The organism is Olivibacter sp. EAT-5, assembly GCF_044784325.1.
Lineage (GTDB): Bacteria > Bacteroidota > Bacteroidia > Sphingobacteriales > Sphingobacteriaceae > Olivibacter > Olivibacter oleidegradans.
The window spans coordinates 5,545,286-5,565,823 of record NZ_CP173028.1 but is presented as its reverse complement, the minus strand read 5'-3'; the positions used below and the strand labels follow the sequence as shown (position 1 = coordinate 5,565,823).

16 protein-coding genes are annotated in these 20,538 nt (G+C 40.6%); 15 read left to right on the top strand and 1 reads right to left on the bottom strand.

What is annotated here, in order from left to right:
* Positions 1–3 precede the first annotated feature (3 nt).
* The 6 genes from ACH11B_RS23195 to ACH11B_RS23170 all read left to right on the top strand — a co-directional run bounded on the left by ACH11B_RS23195 (position 4) and on the right by ACH11B_RS23170 (position 3,654).
* Positions 4–309: a hypothetical protein gene (locus ACH11B_RS23195; protein WP_130855340.1), complete on the top strand. Its 306-nt coding sequence runs from the start codon at positions 4–6 to the stop codon at positions 307–309.
* Between the two features lie 114 nt (positions 310–423).
* The gene (locus ACH11B_RS23190) at positions 424–798 is read left to right on the top strand and encodes a hypothetical protein (protein ID WP_130855341.1); all 375 of its coding nucleotides are present in this window, start codon (positions 424–426) and stop codon (positions 796–798) included.
* A 151-nt stretch (positions 799–949) separates the two neighbouring features.
* A complete protein-coding gene (locus tag ACH11B_RS23185) occupies positions 950–1,813 on the top strand; it encodes a FixH family protein (RefSeq protein WP_130855342.1) in 864 nt (287 codons plus the stop codon).
* 6 nt (positions 1,814–1,819) lie between these two features.
* Positions 1,820–2,452, top strand: a complete 633-nt coding sequence (locus ACH11B_RS23180; RefSeq protein WP_013667535.1) for an SCO family protein — start codon at positions 1,820–1,822, stop codon at positions 2,450–2,452.
* Positions 2,436–2,936 carry a c-type cytochrome gene (locus tag ACH11B_RS23175; protein WP_377610569.1) on the top strand — a complete coding sequence of 167 codons (501 nt, stop codon included), beginning with the start codon at positions 2,436–2,438 and terminating at the stop codon, positions 2,934–2,936. Before ACH11B_RS23180 ends, ACH11B_RS23175 begins: the two co-directional genes overlap by 17 nt.
* Before the next feature lie 10 nt (positions 2,937–2,946).
* Entirely contained in the window at positions 2,947–3,654 is a 708-nt protein-coding gene (locus ACH11B_RS23170; RefSeq protein ID WP_377610567.1) for a superoxide dismutase, read from the top strand.
* Positions 3,655–3,688: 34 nt separating this feature from the next.
* Here ACH11B_RS23170 and mgtE read toward each other — a convergent pair whose 3' ends face one another.
* Positions 3,689–5,005, bottom strand: coding sequence for a magnesium transporter (gene mgtE, locus ACH11B_RS23165; protein WP_149105852.1), 1,317 nt, complete (start codon positions 5,003–5,005; stop codon positions 3,689–3,691).
* A gap of 693 nt (positions 5,006–5,698) precedes the next feature.
* Between mgtE and ACH11B_RS23160 the strand changes: the two genes are divergently transcribed.
* The 9 genes from ACH11B_RS23160 (at position 5,699) to ACH11B_RS23120 (ending at position 20,530) form a co-directional block, all read left to right on the top strand.
* The gene (locus tag ACH11B_RS23160) at positions 5,699–5,869 is read left to right on the top strand and encodes a hypothetical protein (protein WP_377610565.1); all 171 of its coding nucleotides are present in this window, start codon (positions 5,699–5,701) and stop codon (positions 5,867–5,869) included.
* 123 nt (positions 5,870–5,992) lie between these two features.
* On the top strand, positions 5,993–7,024 hold the full coding sequence (locus ACH11B_RS23155; RefSeq protein WP_289551740.1) for an exo-alpha-sialidase: 1,032 nt from the start codon (positions 5,993–5,995) through the stop codon (positions 7,022–7,024).
* A gap of 120 nt (positions 7,025–7,144) precedes the next feature.
* A complete protein-coding gene (locus tag ACH11B_RS23150; protein ID WP_013667529.1) occupies positions 7,145–7,747 on the top strand; it encodes an RNA polymerase sigma factor in 603 nt (200 codons plus the stop codon).
* Between the two features lie 60 nt (positions 7,748–7,807).
* Positions 7,808–8,740, top strand: coding sequence for a FecR family protein (locus ACH11B_RS23145; RefSeq protein ID WP_377610562.1), 933 nt, complete (start codon positions 7,808–7,810; stop codon positions 8,738–8,740).
* Positions 8,741–8,887: 147 nt separating this feature from the next.
* Entirely contained in the window at positions 8,888–12,214 is a 3,327-nt protein-coding gene (locus tag ACH11B_RS23140; RefSeq protein ID WP_377610560.1) for a SusC/RagA family TonB-linked outer membrane protein, read from the top strand.
* A gap of 133 nt (positions 12,215–12,347) precedes the next feature.
* Complete coding sequence (locus tag ACH11B_RS23135; RefSeq protein WP_130855346.1) at positions 12,348–13,967, top strand: RagB/SusD family nutrient uptake outer membrane protein; 1,620 nt, start codon at positions 12,348–12,350, stop codon at positions 13,965–13,967.
* A gap of 569 nt (positions 13,968–14,536) precedes the next feature.
* A complete protein-coding gene (locus ACH11B_RS23130) occupies positions 14,537–16,258 on the top strand; it encodes a DUF4979 domain-containing protein (RefSeq protein ID WP_289551736.1) in 1,722 nt (573 codons plus the stop codon).
* A 195-nt stretch (positions 16,259–16,453) separates the two neighbouring features.
* Complete coding sequence (locus ACH11B_RS23125; RefSeq protein WP_377610558.1) at positions 16,454–18,151, top strand: GH39 family glycosyl hydrolase; 1,698 nt, start codon at positions 16,454–16,456, stop codon at positions 18,149–18,151.
* 393 nt (positions 18,152–18,544) lie between these two features.
* Positions 18,545–20,530 (top strand): sensor histidine kinase, encoded by a 1,986-nt coding sequence (locus ACH11B_RS23120; RefSeq protein ID WP_130855349.1) that lies wholly within the window; start codon positions 18,545–18,547, stop codon positions 20,528–20,530.
* The last annotated feature ends 8 nt before the right edge of the window (positions 20,531–20,538 follow it).

Below are 20,538 nucleotides of genomic sequence, written 5' to 3'. Positions count from 1 at the left end.
ATTATGACAGCTTTTTACGCCAATCAGGATTATATAGCCAAAAATCTTTGTATTAATAGAAATACAAAAATGGCTCCTTTATGTAGTGGTCGATGTATCTTGGTAAAAGAACTTAAAAAAGAGCAAGATCAAGATAAAAAAAATGCGGAAACCAAGTTACGGGATTTCCAACCAATGAACCGAACCTTTGTGTTTCTCGATATTAATCCACTGGTTCTTCCTCTTGATAAACCAATCTTATTTTCGGAAAGGGCGCTTCCGTATATTGCACCGAGCTTGGCGTCTATCTTTCATCCCCCACTTGTATAATTTAAACCTTGGTTCAAATCAAAACCCATAAGTGTAAGACTTGATGGAAGCTATGGTCGTTTGATCCATTCGGATTAAGTATTCTTTTTATTTGTATACTATTTCAATAAAGAAGTGTTTAGGAAAACATTCGTTTATCTATTGCTACTCAGCTTGGTTTTTCAGTGTCTGGGAAGCTTAGGACTGCTGACTTGGTTTATAGTCAATAGGGAGTATATTACGAATGAATTATGTGAAAACAAGGAGCGGCCGATGATGCACTGTAACGGTCAGTGTGTATTAATGAAAAAATTAAAAAAATGGGGAGAAGCTGAATCACAAGACAGTGAAAGATATATCAATAAAATAGAAGCTCTTGTTATTGTTCCTGAAACCTTGAAATTAAAAGCCCCGATATCCACCCTACGGCAATGGATCGTTCCTCCTTACTCGGGTCGATACTACTATCTTTATGCAACAAGTCTTTTCCACCCGCCAAGAATGACTTGAAAAATTACTTTTGCGGCTAAGATATTAGCCTTTTCACGCTTTATTTATAAGCCGAGTATATCAAAAATATAAAATCACACGGTTGTCTGGCTGCTTTATCTGGGCAAAAGCTGCCTAATGGGCTTAGATAACTAAACTTATTTTAAAGACTATGTTAACACATTGCAAATTTATTTTCATACCGACAATATCTTTAATGCTCCTTCTGCTATCATGTAATCAAAATCCACAGACTCACGTAGCTGAGAACGATCATGGTCAAACCGTAGCTAATACATCTTTTGATGAATCTTCTTTGATCAAAGTGGGGGAGGGGGCGTCGGTTGACGGCGATCTTTCAGCTACGCTTTATGCTAGCGATTCATTATACGATACCTATCAATCCTTTTTTATAAAACTCAACGATGCGAAAGGCCGGCCAATAGAGAAGGCGCGCTTACAAATTCTGCCTGAAATGAAAATGGGGATGATGGCTCATGGAGCACCGGTAATACAACCAAATGAGGAAACAGAAAATGGTTTTTTTAAGGGGGCAGTGGTGTTTATTATGCCCTCATCATCAGAAAGTGGCCATCGCTGGACGCTTAGCTTGTTGGTCGACCAGCCCGATGCTAATCAAAATCGAGTGAGCATTCCGGTGGAGGTAAAACATTTGAAAAAGCCACGCACCATTGCTTTCGACGGTGGGGCGGATGGACGTTTCTTTTTGTCGTGGTTGAACAGCGACTCGGTGAAAGTTGGGAAGCAACCGGCGCATTTTATCCTTCATCGTATTAGTAAAAATGAATATCCGGCTGTTTTTGATGGTTATGAAATCCAACTGAAAACACATATGCCGGATATGGGCCATGGTTCCGAAGGCAATCAAGATGCCAAAGCTACGGGTAATGGCTATTATAAGGGAGAAATAAATCTTGGCATGCCTGGTTTGTGGGAGGTGCAGGCAAGTCTATTGAAAGACGGAAAGGTTGTATCAACAGAGCCCATTGTGTTTAAGGTGAACATTAGCGAATAGTTGTTTATGAAGAATCTATTATATGTAGCAGGGTTTCTCACCCTGTTCTTTTTGGGAGCTTGTAAGGACGAAAAGTTACCTTACTACGGTGATGCTGCTCATCGAATTGCCGATTTCCGTTTCCGCAACCAGGATAGCGTGTGGATCAGTAATGATAGTTTTGCAGACAAGATCTATGTGGCCGATTTCTTCTTTACAACTTGCCCAACCATTTGTCCCATTATGTCGAAGAACTTGCAACGAGTAGCCACTCATTTTAAGGGAAACCCCTCAATAGCGATCCTTTCGCATAGTATCGATCCAAAGCATGATAGTATTCCCGTGCTTAAAAAGTATGCGGAGAAGCTTGGTGCGGACACCTCCCTATGGCATTTTGTGGGCGGACCGGCAGAACAGGTATATACGCTGGCCGAGAAATCTTACTTCGCTGCAGCCGCAGAAGAAGAAGAGGCCCCGGGAGGATATATCCACAGTGGCAGTTTTGCCTTGGTGGATCGAGATCGACGAATACGGGGAATTTACGACGGAACCGTTGATGAACAAGTATCAAAATTGATTGATGATATGGAGATACTTCTAAAGGAAAACAATGGACTGACGAAAGAACTTAAAAACAAAAACAATGATCACACGAAATAAATGGATGGCTATCGTGCCATCCTTAATTGCGCAACTGCTCCTATTAGCCTGTGGTGGAACGGATCAGAACGCCGGAAGTGAAAGTGATAATAGGAGTAAAGCGATAACATCGGCAGTACAGCACGCAGAGAAGAAAACAGAAGTGTCACCTGCAGATTTAACCAATAAAGGTGTAGGCCCAATAAAAGCGTTCAAACCCGGCAGCATAAATGCCCAGCTGGTGAATGAAGGGTCGGAGCTCTTCACGGCTAAATGTGCCATGTGCCATAAAATGGACAGAAAGATCGTAGGGCCGCCGCTGAAAGGAGTCACAAGTAGGCATAGCCCCGAATGGGTGTTGAACATGTTGCTTGCACCGGATAAGATGATTGCCGAAGATCCGGCGGCGAAGGCTTTGTACGAGCATTATCAAACACCCATGATTAATCAGCAATTGACGGAGGAAGAAGCAAAAGCTATCTATGACTACCTAAGGAAAAATTAACAGTAATAAGATGTTAACACGCAGAAAATTTATAAAAAACACAGGTAAAGGGCTCGTAGGGACGATGCTAGCGGGTTCTTTACTCGACGTTGAAGAGGCATCAGCACTTGAAAACGAAGCACAGAAACGCTTATCTTTTACACAAGATAGGTTGATGTATACTTATAAGGATTTAGCACCATACATCGATGCTTTGACGATGGAAATCCACTATACAAAACATCATACGGCCTATATTAAATCAGTCAATGAAGCAATAATTGCCGAAAATGTTATGGAGCAGACAGGCCGTGACTTGTTTAAGGATGTAGCAAGCTATTCGGACAAGCTCCGAAATAATGCAGGAGGTGCTTGGAATCATAATTTCTTTTGGGAAAGCATGACGCCAAAGGTAGGAACACCTCCAAGCAAATTGGCCGATATGATTCAAGCTACATTTGGTTCTTTTGAACAATTTAAGGAGCAGTTTGCACAGGCTGCTGTTACCCATTTCGGCTCGGGTTGGACCTGGTTGGTCGATCATAAGGGAAAAATGGAAATTATTTCAACCTCCAATCAGGATAATCCATTGATGGGACCCGCTCAAAAGACTCCCTTGCTGGGGTTGGATGTGTGGGAACACGCCTATTATTTAAAATATCAGAACCGCCGATCTGAATATGTACAGAATTGGTGGAATGTGGTACATTGGGATAAAGTAGCCGAAAGGTTGATTTAATATAGAAAGGGATGCCAAAGCATCCCTTTCTATATTAAAGTAATTTGCCTGAAAGAAAAAGGGCCGCTACAGAAAAGTAGATGATTAGACCGGTTACGTCAACGAGTGTAGCCACAAAAGGAGCAGAGGCCGTAGCGGGGTCCATGCCTATTCTTCTTAAAACAAAAGGAATCAGTGATCCTGATAAAGAACCCCAAAGTACAATGAAAACGAGTGATATGGAAACACTTAAGGCTACCCAGATCCAATAAGTACCATAGTTGTAGATACCGGTTTGTTGCCAAATAAAAATCCGCAAAAATCCAATGGTGCCGAGGATGATACCTAGAGATAAACCCGATAGCATTTCCTTTCGCATGACATACCACCAATCTTTTAGTTTTAGTTCACCCAAAGCCATAGCTCGTATAATGAGCGATGCAGCTTGTGATCCCGAATTTCCCCCACTGGATATAATGAGCGGAACGAATAAAGCCAATACAACTGCTTTTTCAATTTCGGAATCAAAAAAACTCATAGCAGAAGCCGTAAACATTTCACCTATAAAAAGGATGATAAGCCAGCCTGCTCTCTTTTTTACCAAGTCGACGAGCGACGTCTGGGTATAGGATAAATCCAGTTCTTCAACACCCCCGAATTTCTGAATATCTTCGGTATCCAATTCTTTCATTTTATCCAAAATATCATCGGAGGTAACAATCCCGACTAACACACCTTTTTCAGTGGTAATGGGTAGCGCCGCGCGATCGTACTTCTCGAAAATGTCCAAGGCAGTTTCAATGGAGGTGGTTGTAGTGATAGCGATAAAGCTCTCATCCATCAATTTTCGAAGCATATCGTCGGGCTCGGCCATCAATAACTGACCAATGCGAAGATCATCAATCAATTTGTTATCCTTGTCGACTATGTATATATGATTGAGCGTTTCTGCCTTTTTTCCAAATTTCTTGATATGTGTAAAAACTTGCTGTACAGTCCACTCGGCTCTCGCTTGCACGTAGTTGGGTGTCATCAACCGCGCAATACAATCTGCCGGATATCCGATTAAATTTAACGCAACCTCTTTTTCCTCATCATTCAATAAGTTAATGCTTCGCTTAATAAGATCGTCAGGAAAGCTCTCGAATAGCGATGTACGATCGTCTGGTTCTAAATTGTTCAATACCTCAGCTACTTCTTTATCTCCCAGACTTTTAATAATCTCTTTTTGTAGATCAATTGTCAGATACGAAAATACAGCTGTCTTTTGTTCGCCAGCTAATTTGAGAAAGGCAATGTTTCGCTCTTTGCTGTCAAATAAAGTGATTTGCTCAGCAATGTCTGCAGGGTGAATTTCTTGAAAAGTGTTCATTTCTTGATGATTTACAGATAAACAATGCAATGTTGAAAGCAGGAAACATTAAGCGTTATCAACGCTTTACTTGATAACTCGTTCAAAAAGAAATGCGAAGGTTGATGGAAAGTTTGTTTGTCATCGCTCCTTTCGCTTATGCAGCTCATTAATTACCACACAGCTGAAAGAAGCAGCAGGTTTAATGAGCGCGTTCTCCTGTTATGTAACTGGGGCCCGTATCCATTTTTTGTTTTATTTTTTTTATGTCGACAAAGATAGCATTATTTATGTCGAGAGAACTTAAAGATATATTGGAAAGTGATTAGAAATTTATTAGAATGTTGGATGACAGAGGCTAGGAAGAACAGGTAAGGATGCTTCTCGACTATCACAATTTAGCACAGATTGAGGCAACCTAAAAAGTGTATAAAAAACAATTCGAAGCGAGGAAATGAACTTTCGTGTAACAACAAGGCATTTCTGTGTAAAAAATTTTATTTTGCATAAATCATACAGTTTATTTGTGAAAAAATGAGTGATGATCGAGGCAGTTGTTCTCGGTGAGCGCGTACAAATATTGTTAGGTTTGCAAATATTAAAAACCGGATTATATATACAGTAGGATTTATTAGAAGATGTTATCCTGACGTCCTGATCAACCCAGTATCTTGCAGGAGCTTCGCGGAACTTTTAACATGGTTCAATCAATACGTGAACGACGAAGGACACTATATGCATAAAGACTATGTAATCGATACCTTTGCCGATACATTGGAACAGGAAAATGCCATTACTATTAACCTGGATAACGGTATTGCGCTTGTGTTCGCTATTGCGGATCGCTTCGAGAAAAATGTTCATAAGCATGTGCATTTTAATTGACGGATGCTTGCTACAGAAAACCGATTAACAGTTACTTTTTAGCATTTGGACGTTATTTGGACTTTGTTAGTTACTTGCTTATAAAACGATAAGTATTAACTTAGCCTTTCTAACAATTTCAATATGTTAAAAAAGCTGTCTTTGTTGTCTGCTCTTCTATTTTTTCCTTTCTTAGCTCTTTACGCCCAGAAGAGGTTGAAAATTATTAAACAAGAACTGGTGTTTACCAATCCTCCTTTTAAGGAATGTCATGCATCTACACTTTTGGAAGTAAAGCCGGGTATCTTATTGGCGGCTTGTTTTGGAGGTTCGCAAGAAGGGAAGGAAGATGTGAGCATTTGGCTATGCAAAATAAACAGCGAAAAGATTTCAACGGCCCAAATAATAGCTGATGGTGTCATAAATGATACCTTACGTTATCCAACCTGGAATCCCGTTTTATTTAAATCACAAGCGGGGAAAACCTTTCTGTTTTATAAGGTTGGACCCAATCCGAGAGCATGGTGGGGAATGGTAAAAACATCAACCGATGACGGGCTAAACTGGTCATCCCCGCAGAAACTTCCCGATGGAATCCTAGGCCCGATCAAAAATAAGCCGATTCAGTTAGCTAATGGCTATATCTTATCGCCCTCTAGTGTAGAAGTTACCGAAAATAAATGGAGAGCTCATATTGAACTATCAAAGGATGACGGTGAAAGCTGGCAATATATACCCATAGATACTGCCTCCGAGTATAATGTAATTCAACCAAGTATTTTAACTTACAAGAATCAACGATTACAAGTACTTTGTCGAAGCAAAGAAGGATCAGTAATCCAATCTTGGTCTGAAGATGGAGGACTACACTGGGGTTCGCTGAATAAAACCGCCCTTTTAAATCCAAATTCCGGAACGGACGCCGTTACCTTGCGCGACGGACGCCAACTGATCGTATACAATCCGGATGTACCTGGAAAGGAGTGGTTCAACAACCGGAGCAAGTTACGGATTGCCTGTTCTTTAGATGGTAAGAAATGGACTGATGTAGCCGTTTTAGAAAATGGTACAACAGAAGAATATAGCTACCCAGCCATTATACAAACGAGTGACGGCCTGATTCATGTCTTGTATACCTATGATCGGAAAAATATAAAGCACGTGGTTTTGCAGTAATTGGATGCATTCATTCTTATACCCTTAATTTTTTTGTCTTTTTTGCATGTATAAAAATAATCGTATGTTTGACATTTAATAGTCGTTTACTAACCATTTTCTGTATAAACCTTGGGGACGATGCATACGAATCAATATCATTTCCTTTCCGACAAGGAGCTGATTGCTATGTTAACCAATAGTGATAAGCATGCTTTCGATACGTTATATCATCGCTACTCAGCTATGCTTTTGCATTATTTGAGTAAATTGTTGATGGACGAGGAGTTGGTACAGGACTTATTGCAAAATATATTTGTTTCCTTATGGGAACGAAGAAAGCGATTGCCTCCTATAGAGTCTTTAAAAACATACCTTTTCAACTGTGCTAAATATCAGGCCGTCGACGTCATTCGCAAACAGGTGAAACAACGTTCTTTTGAACAACGCCACGTTTTTCCGAACCAATCAGTTTCACCAATCGAATTACAATCCGCAAAGGAGTTAGCTGCATTCCTGGAGGCCTGCACGAGGAATATGCCCAAAAAGACAAAAGAGATTTTTGACCTAAGTCGGAACGAACAACTCAATCATAAAACAATTGCGGATAGGTTACATATCGCTCCAACAACCGTAAAAAAGCAGATCAATAATGCATTGAGGTACCTGCGCTATAAACTGTCTACTACTCCTTTTTGGAATGATATGCTGTTGCTATTTATCATTGTGAATGGCGTGCAATAAAAAATAAATTTTTTATACTACCTATCGCCTCCTTCTACGACTTATGTGAAATTAATCTTTATGGATGCACATAAGCTAGCCGATCTGTTAAAGAAGTACCTAAACAATACTGCTTCTGAAGAGGAGCGAACACTTGTTGATGCATGGCTTAAACAGCGAGAAGCAAATGCATTTTACCAAGGGAAAGATGCCGACTTAACGCGCGCGCAATTCATAAAAGAAAAAATAGATAAACAGATTCGCATTAATAAATATAAGCGGACGGCGGCTAGCACCTTAGTGGGTGCTACTTGCATCTGTCTATTCTCGTTAGGGCTTAATTATTGGACAGAAAGCACAAAGGAACACTACGAAGAGCAGTATGTTGTGCAGGCCTCTAAAAATCAAAAAGTCCGCATCCGAATGACGGATGGTTCTATCATTATGCTAAATGCCGAAAGCAAGTGTAGTTATTCAAAGAAGTTTGGGGTTAAGGAGAGAAGGGTACAATTGCTAAAAGGCGAAGCTTATTTTGATGTAGCAGCCAATCAGCACCAGCCTTTTGTAGTGGAAACAAGGCACAGTCGAACCTTGGTTCTCGGTACAGCTTTTAACATCAATATAAAAGAGGCGGCGGATGCTGTAACACTTAGGAAAGGGAAAGTCGCCGTAACATCGAAGCAGGTAGCGGGGCAGCATAAATCGCTCTATTTAAAACCGAATGAACGGGCCTTGATCGTCAGCAATAAAACACCCATGAAGGAACCGGCAGATGCCTTGTCAATAAGTAATTGGAACCGGATTTATTTTGAGGGGCAAACACTTGAAAATGCTGCAAACAAACTGATGCAAGTGTATGGAATACAGATCGATATTCACCGTGAAAAGCTACGAAAGGTCAGGTTCTCAGCAAGCTTCAATCTTTCGGACAAACCTACCGATGTCATTTATGAACTAGCAAAAGCCAACAACTTTAATTATAAATGGGCTAATAATCAAGTAACCCTGTACTAAACATGCATTAATGAGATAAGAAAATGAAATGAAACCAAAAAGGGGAACAGAACACAGTGCTCTGCTCCCAGCGGCATGGTTTGTAACGCGAATCACTTCATCATGCCCCGTTCAGAAATTATACCAATTAACCGAACATTTAAAGATATGGAAATCTGTATTAAAATGCCCACGTTGATAAAAAGACGGAGGGATATAATTAGTTTATTATGTATTGTTTTGTATTTACAGCTACCAATGTTTGCTGTAGGTACAATTAGAAAAAAGCAGTCGTTAAGTGAAACAAAGATAAGCATTCACAAAAACGGCACCTCCCTAAAGAACATATTAGAGGAAGTAGGCAAGCTTACCGGCTTACGGATTATATATAACGAAGAATTGGTCGCAGCTTATCCTAAGCTACAGGTCGACGAGAAGGAAAAACCGCTTGCTATAGTCTTGAATCATCTTTTAGCGAATACAAAGCTTACCTATGAGCTGCGTGCCGAAAGCATTATCATCAGTGAGAAAGATAAGTCTGTTCCGGAGTCGATTAAGAAAGAAGAAATAAATGACGCAAAACTTGCACAGGAACGCCAAATCAACGGGGTGGTAAGGGATCAAAATGGGAGTACTTTACCAGGGGTTAGTGTACGACTTGATGGAACGAACCGAGGTACTACGACCGACGAAAACGGAACATTCAGTTTAGCGGTTCCTGACAATGCTAAGCTGCTAATCTTTTCATATATGGGCTTTCGTGCGCAGGAAATACCTCTTACAGGTACCAATAGCTTAAAAGTTGTATTGCAAAGCCTCGAAAATAACCTGGAAGAAGTGGTAGTTATCGGTTACGGAACACAGCGTAAAGGTGACCTTACCAGCTCAGTGGCAACGGTTAAATCGGAAGACTTTTTAAAAGGCGCTGTGCGGGATGCTGGTCAGTTGATTCAAGGGAAGGTAGCTGGTTTAACTATTACCAATCCCAGTGGTGATCCAACCGAAAAAACGCAGGTGCTATTGCGGGGAAATACCACCATATTGGGTGCCAATTCCGATCCTTTGGTGTTAATAGACGGTGTTCCAGGTACGTTTAATACGGTAGCGCCTGAAGATATTGAGAGTATGGACGTATTGAAAGACGGCTCGGCCGCCGCTATATATGGTACAAGAGGAACAAATGGGGTGATTCTTATTACCACGAAGAAAGCGAAAGGGGATGGAATCAACCAAGTTGACTACGGCGTGTATGCTACCACTTCGCAGATCAGCCGCCGTCTTGATATGCTAACGGCAGCTGATTATAGAGCCCAAATTGCTGCCGGTGAGCGCGATGCTTCGTGGGACTTGGGGGCATCAACCGACTGGTTGGATGAAATAACTAGAAACCCTATAAGCCACGTACATAATTTGGCCTTTCGAGGTGGGAACCATAAAACAAATTACATTGCTAGTCTTAATTACCGCGCATTACAAGGAATATTTAAGCGGTCGGATAACAACATCTTTCAAGGCCGACTGGAAATCAATCAATCCTTGTTTGACGACAAGGTGAATGTAAATTTTAGTATGATTGGCAATCAGACCAATTATACGGCTACCGGTGATAATGATGGTTTCAATAATTATGTTTATAGGCAAGCTATCATTAGAAACCCAACGGCTCCTATTTATGATGCAGAAGGCAAATGGCAGGAACAAGCTGGTTTATTTGAATACGAAAATCCACTCGCGCGTTTGTATGAAAGTGATGGAAAGCAGGAAATTTCTGAAATGCGCTATAATGGTAATATCAGTTATAAGCCGATCTCGGACTTGAAATTAAACGCCTTATTATCTTATGTGAAGAGCCAGCAAAATGGGGGCTATTATGAAACCAAGAATCATATCTCCACGTTAAGGGACGGAAGAAATGGTTTTGCCGCCGTCGGTTCAAATGCAAATATGACCAAACTGATGGAGCTTACAGCACAGTATAGCAAGGAAGTAAATAACCATACGTTTAATCTATTAGGCGGCTATAGTTATCAGGAAACAGATTATACCTCGCAGAGGATGACGAATTGGGACTTTCCAACCGATAACTTTAGCTACCATAACATAGGAGCTGGCAGAGCATTAAAAGAAGGTTTGACTGAAGAGACGACCTCCCGTATAACGACGAATTTAATTAGTTTTTTCGGACGTCTCACATATTCTTACAAGGATAAATACCTACTATTAGCAAGTGTAAGGCACGAGGCGGCAAGTCAGCTGTATGGTACCAAAAATCCTTGGGGAACTTTTCCGGCTGTTTCATTGGGATGGCGATTAACCAAGGAAGCTTTTATGCAAGATCAGGAAATATTTGATGATTTGAAGCTTCGCGCAGGTTATGGTGTAACGGGAAGTCAACCGAATTTAGGGTTTCTAGGCGTTGCCTTGCTTAATTATAGCGATTACTTTTATTCTAATGGTAACTGGATACAAACCTTGGCTCCGTCACAAAATCCAAATGCATATCTACGTTGGGAAGAAAAGCACGAAACCAACTTCGGTTTGGACTTTAGCATGTTCAACAGCCAGTTAAGCGGGAGCATCGATGTATATAATCGGGATATCAACGGGTTACTCTATGATTACGCGGTACCAAGTCCGCCTAATTTGTATAAAACAACGAGGGCTAATGTAGGAAAAATGCGCAACAAAGGGATTGAAGTACTTCTATCCTTTAACCCGATCAGAAAGAAGCAATTTAACTGGTCGACCTCCATTAATTTTTCAACAAACAGCAATGAGCTGATCAGTTTGTCTAACGAACTATATCAGTCGTCAAGCGATTATTTTATGACCGGATGGATCAGCGAACCGGTTAAGACTGAGTCTCACATTGTGCGTGTAGGCGATAAGATCGGTAATTTCTATGGCTTTAAAGTAATTGATATTTCAGACGACGGAAAATGGATCTATGAGGGTAGAGACGGAAATCCGGTAGCTTATGACGACTTTCCGCGCGCATTCGAAGATAAAAAAGTAATCGGTAATGGACTCCCTAAATGGTATGCGGGATGGAATCATTCCTTCCAGTATAAGCAGTTTGATTTGAATATCAGTATGCGTGGCGCATTTGGTTATCAGATTATTAACGGTGCACGGATGTATTATGAGAATACAAACTTAGAGCAATACAATCGTTTAAAATCAGCCTACGACAAGATTTATGGAAAAGCAGTTTTGAACAAGCTCGTCCCCGGCGAATTTAATAGCTATTATGTAGAAAATGGTGATCATTGGAAAATAGATAATATTACACTTGGTTATACTTTTAAATCGGATAAGTGGAAGGGAGTCAAGAGCTTGCGTGTTTACGCATCCAGTTTAAATACCTTCATTATTACTGGTTATAAAGGGATCGATCCGGAAGTAAGCCGTGCAGGCCTTGATCCGGGTTATGACAACCGAGATCAATATCCGACGATACGCTCCTTTACGATCGGGGCAAATGTTAGCTTTTAAAGGAACGAAGTGTACATGGATATTATAGAAATGCTAAAAAATAATAAAGATGAAGCCGAGATGTAAGTAATATTGACACACGGGGCAGTCATTATTTACTCGAGCTCTCATCAGCCATTAAAAAATAATAAAGATGAAAATAAAGATATTCTTAATCGGTTTAATGCTATCATCATTGATCATAAACCTTTCCTGTACGAAGTTGAAAGACGATGCTTACGACCGGGTTATCGCAGATGAATTTGTGGCGTCTGGTGACGATCTAATTGCGCTAATAGGATCCGCTTATGTTCCATGGCGACATACCATGCTTCTATGGAATGGTGTCGTTCGAGCGCAAATGCTTACCGCTGATCAGGACGTATTACCCGCCCGACCCAATGGCTGGGTAGATGGTGGTGTTTATAAACGTTTACATCAGCATAAATGGACTTCTGAAGATGAGGTGGTGCGGAATTGCTGGGAACGAACATATGTAGGTGTGAATAGTTGTAATCGCATAATTTATCAGATCGAATCGGGGGCTATTGAAGTTCCAGATACCCGCGAACAAATATTGGCGGAGTTAAAGGTGCTACGTGCTTCCTATTATTATTTATTATGCGATCTCTATGGTAATGTACCTATTGTAACCCAATTTGACGTGCCGGAAGGCTATTTGCCAGAACAGAACACGCGACAGGAAGTGTATGATTTCATTATTTCAGAGATAACAGGAAATATCGATCAGTTGAGCGAAACGGTAGGTGGTAATTTTTATGGCCGTTTTAATAAGTGGGCTGCATACAGCTTGTTGGCTAAGGTATACCTGAATGCCGAAGTGTATACCGGTACAGGAAACTATGATGCTTGTATTGAAGCGTGCAACCGCATTATAGAGGCGAATAAATATGCTTTGGAGGGAAATCAATCTAATGTATTTGCTACACATAATGAAAGCTCTGTTGAAATTATTATGGCACTGGCATTTGACGAAAATTATGTGAGCGATTGGAATGCTTTCGATTTTCATATGTATACGTTACAGCCTGCAAATCAGGCAACGTACAATTTCACAGCTACCCCCTGGGGAGGAGTTTGTGTAACGCCTCAATATATTAATTCTTTTGATCCGGATGACAATCGCTTAGTCACTAATTTTATACAGGGACAGCAATATTCGTCTACAGGTGCCGCATTGAATTGCACAATGGGAGCCTTTGCCGGGCGGCCTCTTGCTTATATCAATGAGGTGCCAAGTATGGACGAATCACAAGAGGTGCATGGGTTACGCTGGGGTAAGTTTGAGTACGCCCAGGGAATAACGAATCGATTGAGTAACGATTGGCCACTGTTTAGGTATGCGGATGTCCTGTTAATGAAAGCAGAATCGCTTTTGCGAACCGGCCGACAGGATGAAGCGGCGACCCTTGTAACAGAGGTAAGGGCCCGTAATTTTAAAGCAAGCCCGGAGAAGGCCAAAGTAACCGGCGCCCAACTCTTGCAGGGAAGCGCTTATGACTATGGTAGGCGAGATAATAATGCGAATACACATGAAGGCGGTGCTGATATTCAATATGGAAGATTTTTAGATGAACTGGCCTGGGAGTTTACACAAGAGGGACGCCGTAGGCAAGATATGATTCGCTTTAATGTATTTACGAAGAAATCTTGGTTTTCGCACGATCCAAGCGCGGATTATAGAAAACTATTTCCTATTCCAAATTCTGAGTTACTGACTAATAGTAAGCTTAAACAGAACCCAGGGTATTGAGGTGTTTTGCATAGTTAAATAGGATTAGCGGCAGTTGCACTAGTAGGCATTTGCGGTTGTTTTTTGCAAAAGAAACAACAAAGCTGTCTGCAGGTTACTGTCGCTATTACGAATGAAATAAAGAATTCTTTAAAATAAATCGATCGCCTATTGCCTATAGACTCTTATTAGTAATAATAACCGCTTTACTGCGGCACCGACAAAAGTTGGCTGCCGGCAGCTAAAAGCTAATACTAATAACCTAGTGCCTAAGGCCCTAAAACCAAAGCCTAACCTTTAGATACGCCATTTAATCTACTAAGTTATTCTATCATATTCCTTAAGATTCTTATCATGATTTTATAGGAATTTATCTCGTATTGTGTTGATTAATAGTTTTTTGTGCTGTTTTGTTTTTAAGATTAAGTTGGTTCTGCTTCCGTTCTTCAATTGCCTGAACCGGTTTAGATTACTAGTTTTGATGAAACCATTATAAAAAAACGGCGGTAAGCGTGCACTATTTTAGCGTGTCATAATTGGGTTTGGTGTTTTACTTGCTACCACAGAAATTATAAACTTAATCGGATTAGATGATGAAAAACATGTACTTTAAAAGTGTACTTGTCGTTCTTGCAAGTATTTTCTTATTGTTGTCTTGTAAAAAAGTTTTACATCCTGTCAACCCGGGTGCAGAAGAGCATTTAGATGGTTATTTTTTTGACGATTTCGGCAAATTGGATAGTTTGACATGGCGCACGCCAACCAATGGTGCCACCGTAGCCCTATTGAATGGTGCCATGCAGGTAACAATGTCCGGAACCACAAAATTTAGAGGCGATATACAGCGCGTTGGCGGAGCGGTACTTAATATTAGCAACTATCCTATAATTGCCGTTAAAATGGCAAAACCGCCTAAAAGTAATTTTTTTTTCGATACGAATCTCGGTGCTTTTGATAACCGTAATAACAACCATACAGTTATCAAAATGGCTTCCGGTAATGTTTATTATTGGGATCTGAGCAAAGGAAAACTCGGCAGCAACGCACTGCCCCTTGACAGCAACATTAACTTATCGCTCTTCCAATTTAAGGTAGCGGATGTTGAATTAACTGCTGCCCAATTGGCTAACCGGCAACTTGACTATCCGGTTTATTGGGTGGGTACTTTTAAATCCGTCGAAGACCTTCGTCAAAAGGTTGGTGCGCCAAACCCTGCTCCATTTCAATTCACAGCACCGTTCAAACATCCGGGTATGTTACATACAATGGCGGATTTAAATCATATTCGTTCCTTAGTTGCCGACCAAAAGCCAAATGCTTATGCATGCTATCAGTTGTTGGCCGCCAATGGCCGTTCCTCAGCTTCCTTTAATATGGCGGGGCCCTTTACAAAACTTACAAGAGATGCAAGTCAAACCGTTGACGGGATAGGAGGAGGCGCGGTGAAATCGCGAGTAGAAAATGATTTCCTGGCTGCTTATTACAATGCCTTGATGTGGAATATTACGGGTAATGTCGCTAATGCACAAAAATCGATTGAAATTATTGATGCTTACGCTTCCACTACCACCGGTATCATCGGTGGCGATGCTGAGTTGAACGGCCTTTATGGCTTCATTTTAGCAAATGCTGCCGAAATCATGCGATCGACTTATCCACAGTGGCCCACAGCCTCTATCCAGCGTTGTGGTACTATGCTAAAGCAGGTATTTTATCCGACTTTACAGAATTTCAGACCCTATGCCCATGGCAACTGGGATATTATTTGTATGAAGGCATTGATGGCCATTGCCATCTTTACCGAAGATCGGGAAATGATAAATCGAGTTGTTACTTACTTTTATCATGGTGAGGGCAATGGAAGTATCGACAATTATGTAGTATCTACCGCCGGACAACTGCAAGAAAGCAATCGAGACCAACCGCATACCATGCTGGCGCTCGGATCATTAGCTGAACTTGCTGAAATGGCTTATCACCAAGGAATAGATTTATACAAGGCTTCTAATAATGCTCTTATGAGAGGTTATGAATATACAGCCAATTATAACTTGGGAAATGAGGTGCCTTACGTGCTTTGGTATGACTACGGGGAAAGAAATTATCAAGATTACACACCAGAGGCCATATCTCCAAAGAATAGAGGAAATTTCCGATCTGTATTTGAAATTGCATTCAATCACTACGTACACAGAAAAGGCTTGGCAATGCCCTTTACTTCTCAGGTACTACAGGACCTGCGGCCGGAAGGGGCCCCATTTGGAGCCGATCACCCAGGCTATGGAACCTTGCTTTTCAATAGGTGGGAATAAAAGAGTGTACGAATAGCTATTAAACTATTTAACATATTTTCCATCAATCTACGTCCATACAGAGGTGCTTTGACGGAACTAATAAATTTATAAGCTGGATAAAGTTTGGAATGTTATTACATTTATTCAACTTTATTGAATAATAAAATATACCAATTTTATAAATGATTTTTCAACCACTTATAAATCATAGATATGCGAAACACATTTAGCTATTTACTTCTTGTTTTTTTTGCAATTGTATCCACAAATGCAAAAGCCCGGCAAACTTCAACTACTAATAACCTCATCAAAGTAGATCTTCAAAAAAAGATAGCTCCGATGAAACCGATATGGGCCTGGTTTGGATACGATGAACCTAATTATACTTATATGAAAGATGGCAAAAAGCTTCTTTCTGAACTGGCTGATTTAAGTCCGGTTCCGGTATATGTCCGTACACACAGCTTATTGGTAAGTGGCGATGGAACCGCTGCTTTAAAATGGGGCTCAACGAATGCGTATACCGAAGATGCAAATGGGAAGCCTGTTTATGATTGGAAAATTATTGACAGTATTTTTGATACGTATATTCAGAGAGGAATGAAACCCTTGGCTCAAATAGGTTTTATGCCCGAAGATTTATCATCAAATAATCCAAAACCTTATCGACATCGTTGGAAGCCCGGTGATCCTTATACCGATATTATTACTGGGTGGGCCTATCCTCCGAAAGATTACAATAAATGGCGAGAACTGGTTTACCAATGGGTAAAACATGCCGTGGAGCGATATGGAAAAGAGGAGGTAGAAACGTGGTATTGGGAGGTATGGAACGAACCTAATGGCCATTATTGGATGGCTAGTCAGGATGAGTTCTTTAAGCTTTATGATTATGCGGCGGATGGTGTTAAACGCGCACTGCCAACTGCTAAAATTGGAGGACCTAATATCGCGGGCACTTCGAGTAAAGGTGCTATGGAATGGATGAATAATTTTATAAAGCACTGCATTTCCGGTACCAATTACGCCACGGGAAAAAAGGGATCACCCTTGGAAGCCTTGCTTTTTCATGCTAAAGGTTCACCCAAGCTGGTAGACGGGAAGGTCGTGATGAACATGTCGCCACAGATGCGTGATATTGCTGCGGGTTTCCGCATAGCGTCTTCTTATCCTGAAACAAAACATTTGCCGCTTATTATCGGTGAATCAGATCCTGAAGGATGTGCAGCATGTGGTATGGCAACGAACCCTGAAAATGCTTACCGAAATGGCACCATGTATTCGAGCTATACTGCCGCTTCCTTCGCAAGGAAGTATTTGTTAGCTGATGATGCAAAAGTGAATTTTCTGGGCGCGGTATCTTGGTCTTTTGAATTTGAAAATCAACCTTGGTTCTACGGCTTCCGTGATTTGGCAACCAATGGAGTTGATAAACCGGTACTGAATGTTTTCAGAATGTTTGGTATGATGAAAGGCGATCGTATATCAGTAGAGAGTAATCGAATGTATCCACTTGAAACGGTACTTGATTCCAGTGTGCGTGGACCAAAAACGGATATTGGCGCATTGGCTACTAAAGATGTAAAATCAGCAGCGGTGATGGTTTGGAATTATCACGATGCCGATGAACAGGGGCCTGCCGAAATTGTGAATGTAGTTTTAGCGCATGTACCAGCTAAGGATGCCACGCTCCATCTGTATCTTATTGACGACGAGAATAGTAATTCTTACGAAGTTTGGAAAAAAATGGGCTCACCGCAAAAGCCAAGTCAACAGCAAATCTCAACGCTTGAGCAAGCGGGTAAACTAAAGTGCATTTTGGAAAAAAGAATAGATATAAACGCGGGCAAAGCCCTTGTGCCTTTGTCGTTAAAACGACAAGCGGTAGCGCTTATTAAACTGGACTGGTGAGGCTGTTTTTAATCATTACTGCATAGCGTAGATGAAGAATATTTTATGACGGAGATGGTTTGATCAAATAAGCTTAACTTTTTATTTTACGCTTGTTAATAATTGGATGTTTAGTGAAAAACGAAATAAAAGTCCTAAAGAGCATGTTTTAACATCTTTAGCTGTGGGCGACCGCATCAGGATACTAAGGATGAATCAGCGGAGAACCTTGCAGGACGTGGCGGATGGCTCAGGACTTTCCAAAAGCATGATCTAAAAATTGAAAATAACAAGGCTATTCCTTCATCTCTATGTTAAAGGCGAATCCACCAACGGGAGTTTACTTTAAGGAAATTCCATTTTCGGTAAATTTTAAATATTTTTAACGATTGTAATCGAATTTAATTTGCCGATATGCTTCGCAACCTGTTTTGTTTAATCTTTTTTCTAAACTACCTAACTGTATGTCTGGCACAAGTGCCACTTGATCATAGTAAATATAGGGACAGTTTAAATATGGTTTTGAAAGGCACCGCGTCTGATAGTGTTAAAGCACGAACAAGTTTTCTTTTAGCTGAATATTGGTCCGCCAAGGATACAATCAAAGCAAAGCGATACCTTGAACAAGGAACGCAATTGAGCCGTAACTACCCCTATCTACAGGGAATACGTTATTATTTTGAAGGTTCTTTTGAAGAAGAAAGGAAAAAAAGTGAGGACATTTATTTAAAAGCAGACGACGCTTTACGCAAATATACAGGTCGGGATGTTTATCTATTTCGATCAAAAATTTGGCGGAAGATTGGTTTGTGGAAACAATTGGATGATGACGAAAAGGCTTTCACCGATATTTTAGTAAATAAAGCCATTCCGTTTGCCCAAAAGTCCGGCGACTATTCGCTGGTTGGTGATAATTACCTGGCAATGGGGATTGTTTTCAAAAATAAACGGCAACTGGAGAAATCTGAAAAATACTGCTTGAAGGCGATTGAGACATTAAAGGATGCACACGCTGAGCCCGGATTATTGGCGAAAGCCTACGTTACTAATGCTGAAAATTATGTTTTTCTGGAAAAGTACCCGAAGGCAAAAGCGATGCTGGATAGCGCACGTGTTTTACTCGCTCCTTTTCCCGAGTCTGAACATTTTCTGCGCTATTATATGATAGAAGGAATGTACTTTACCGTAGTTAGAGCCCCTGTTAAAGCGCTGAAAAGTTTGGATAAAGGAATCGGATTAGCAAAAAAGCTAAACATGACCTATGACGAGCAGAGTTTGGTGTTCCAAAAATTTTATGTCTACTATGAAAACGGAGACTATCAACGAGCAAAAGAAGTACTTCATCAGCTATTAAATCGAAAGGAATTGATGTCACTTGCCGTAAATAGATTGCAAATTTATGAAGGATTGGCGGAAACGAATGTAAGGTTGAAAGATATGTCTTCTGCTTATAACTGGTTAAAGCAATATAGTGTTTTGAGTGATAGTTTGAATGCGAGTAAACTGAAAAATGATATACACGAACTGGAAGTCAAGTTTAGAAATGCAGAGAACGAAAAGAAAATCAGCGAATTGAAAGCGGAGAATGATCGAACTGTACTGGAAGCCCGTAACAATCGTCTCTTTAACTGGCTATTAGGAGCTTTAAGTCTGGTATTATTGTTAGCTTCCTTTTTCTCGTTATGGTATTACCGGAATAATAAAAAGTTGTCGGAACAAAAGGAACTAAATTATCGACAGCAATTAAAGGAAGCCGAACAACAACGACAGCTTGAGTATAGTTCAGCCTTATTAGAAGGAGAAGAGAAGGAACGTCGACGTTTAGCACGTGATTTGCATGATGGTTTAGGCGGCTTGCTTGCCAATGTAAAGATCAATCTTTCGGGTTTGGAGTCGAGAGCTGAAACCAATGTAATTGTAGAGGATTTAGGCGGCATCATTAATCAGGTTGATGGTTCACTGACAGAATTGCGCCGTATAGCCCATAATATGATGCCTATGGCGCTTATCAAATTTGGTTTAGAGATCGCGTTGGAAGATCTTTGTGATTTCTTTAGAAACGAGGTAACCTACATAAGTTTTCAGGCATTTGCTATACAAAAGGATATACCTGAACAGGTACAAGTGAGTATTTACAGGATAATACAAGAGTTATTGACAAATGCTGTACGTCATGGAAGGGCTAGCCAAATTGTGTTGCAATGTAGTCAAAATGAAAATCGCTTTTTCATTACCATGGAAGATAATGGCAGGGGTTTCGATAAAAGTATATTGAAAACTAAGAAAGGTATCGGTCTGAACAATATGGAGAGTAGAGTGTCCTTTTTGAAAGGAAATCTAGAGATTGATTCAGCAATAAACGAGGGAACTACCGTGAATATAGAATTATCTATACGCTAATTAGCGAC

Excerpts from the sequence above, each read along its gene's own strand:
- ACH11B_RS23195 (WP_130855340.1), top strand. The coding sequence starts at position 4 with ATGACAGCTTTTTACGCCAATCAGGATTATATAGCCAAAAATCTTTGT.
- ACH11B_RS23185 (WP_130855342.1), top strand. The coding sequence starts at position 950 with ATGTTAACACATTGCAAATTTATTTTCATACCGACAATATCTTTAATG.
- ACH11B_RS23180 (WP_013667535.1), top strand. The coding sequence starts at position 1,820 with ATGAAGAATCTATTATATGTAGCAGGGTTTCTCACCCTGTTCTTTTTG.
- ACH11B_RS23175 (WP_377610569.1), top strand. The coding sequence starts at position 2,436 with ATGATCACACGAAATAAATGGATGGCTATCGTGCCATCCTTAATTGCG.
- ACH11B_RS23170 (WP_377610567.1), top strand. The coding sequence starts at position 2,947 with ATGTTAACACGCAGAAAATTTATAAAAAACACAGGTAAAGGGCTCGTA.
- mgtE (WP_149105852.1), bottom strand. The coding sequence starts at position 5,005 with ATGAACACTTTTCAAGAAATTCACCCTGCAGACATTGCTGAGCAAATC.
- ACH11B_RS23155 (WP_289551740.1), top strand. The coding sequence starts at position 5,993 with ATGTTAAAAAAGCTGTCTTTGTTGTCTGCTCTTCTATTTTTTCCTTTC.
- ACH11B_RS23150 (WP_013667529.1), top strand. The coding sequence starts at position 7,145 with ATGCATACGAATCAATATCATTTCCTTTCCGACAAGGAGCTGATTGCT.
- ACH11B_RS23145 (WP_377610562.1), top strand. The coding sequence starts at position 7,808 with ATGGATGCACATAAGCTAGCCGATCTGTTAAAGAAGTACCTAAACAAT.
- ACH11B_RS23140 (WP_377610560.1), top strand. The coding sequence starts at position 8,888 with ATGGAAATCTGTATTAAAATGCCCACGTTGATAAAAAGACGGAGGGAT.
- ACH11B_RS23135 (WP_130855346.1), top strand. The coding sequence starts at position 12,348 with ATGAAAATAAAGATATTCTTAATCGGTTTAATGCTATCATCATTGATC.
- ACH11B_RS23130 (WP_289551736.1), top strand. The coding sequence starts at position 14,537 with ATGATGAAAAACATGTACTTTAAAAGTGTACTTGTCGTTCTTGCAAGT.
- ACH11B_RS23125 (WP_377610558.1), top strand. The coding sequence starts at position 16,454 with ATGCGAAACACATTTAGCTATTTACTTCTTGTTTTTTTTGCAATTGTA.
- ACH11B_RS23120 (WP_130855349.1), top strand. The coding sequence starts at position 18,545 with ATGCTTCGCAACCTGTTTTGTTTAATCTTTTTTCTAAACTACCTAACT.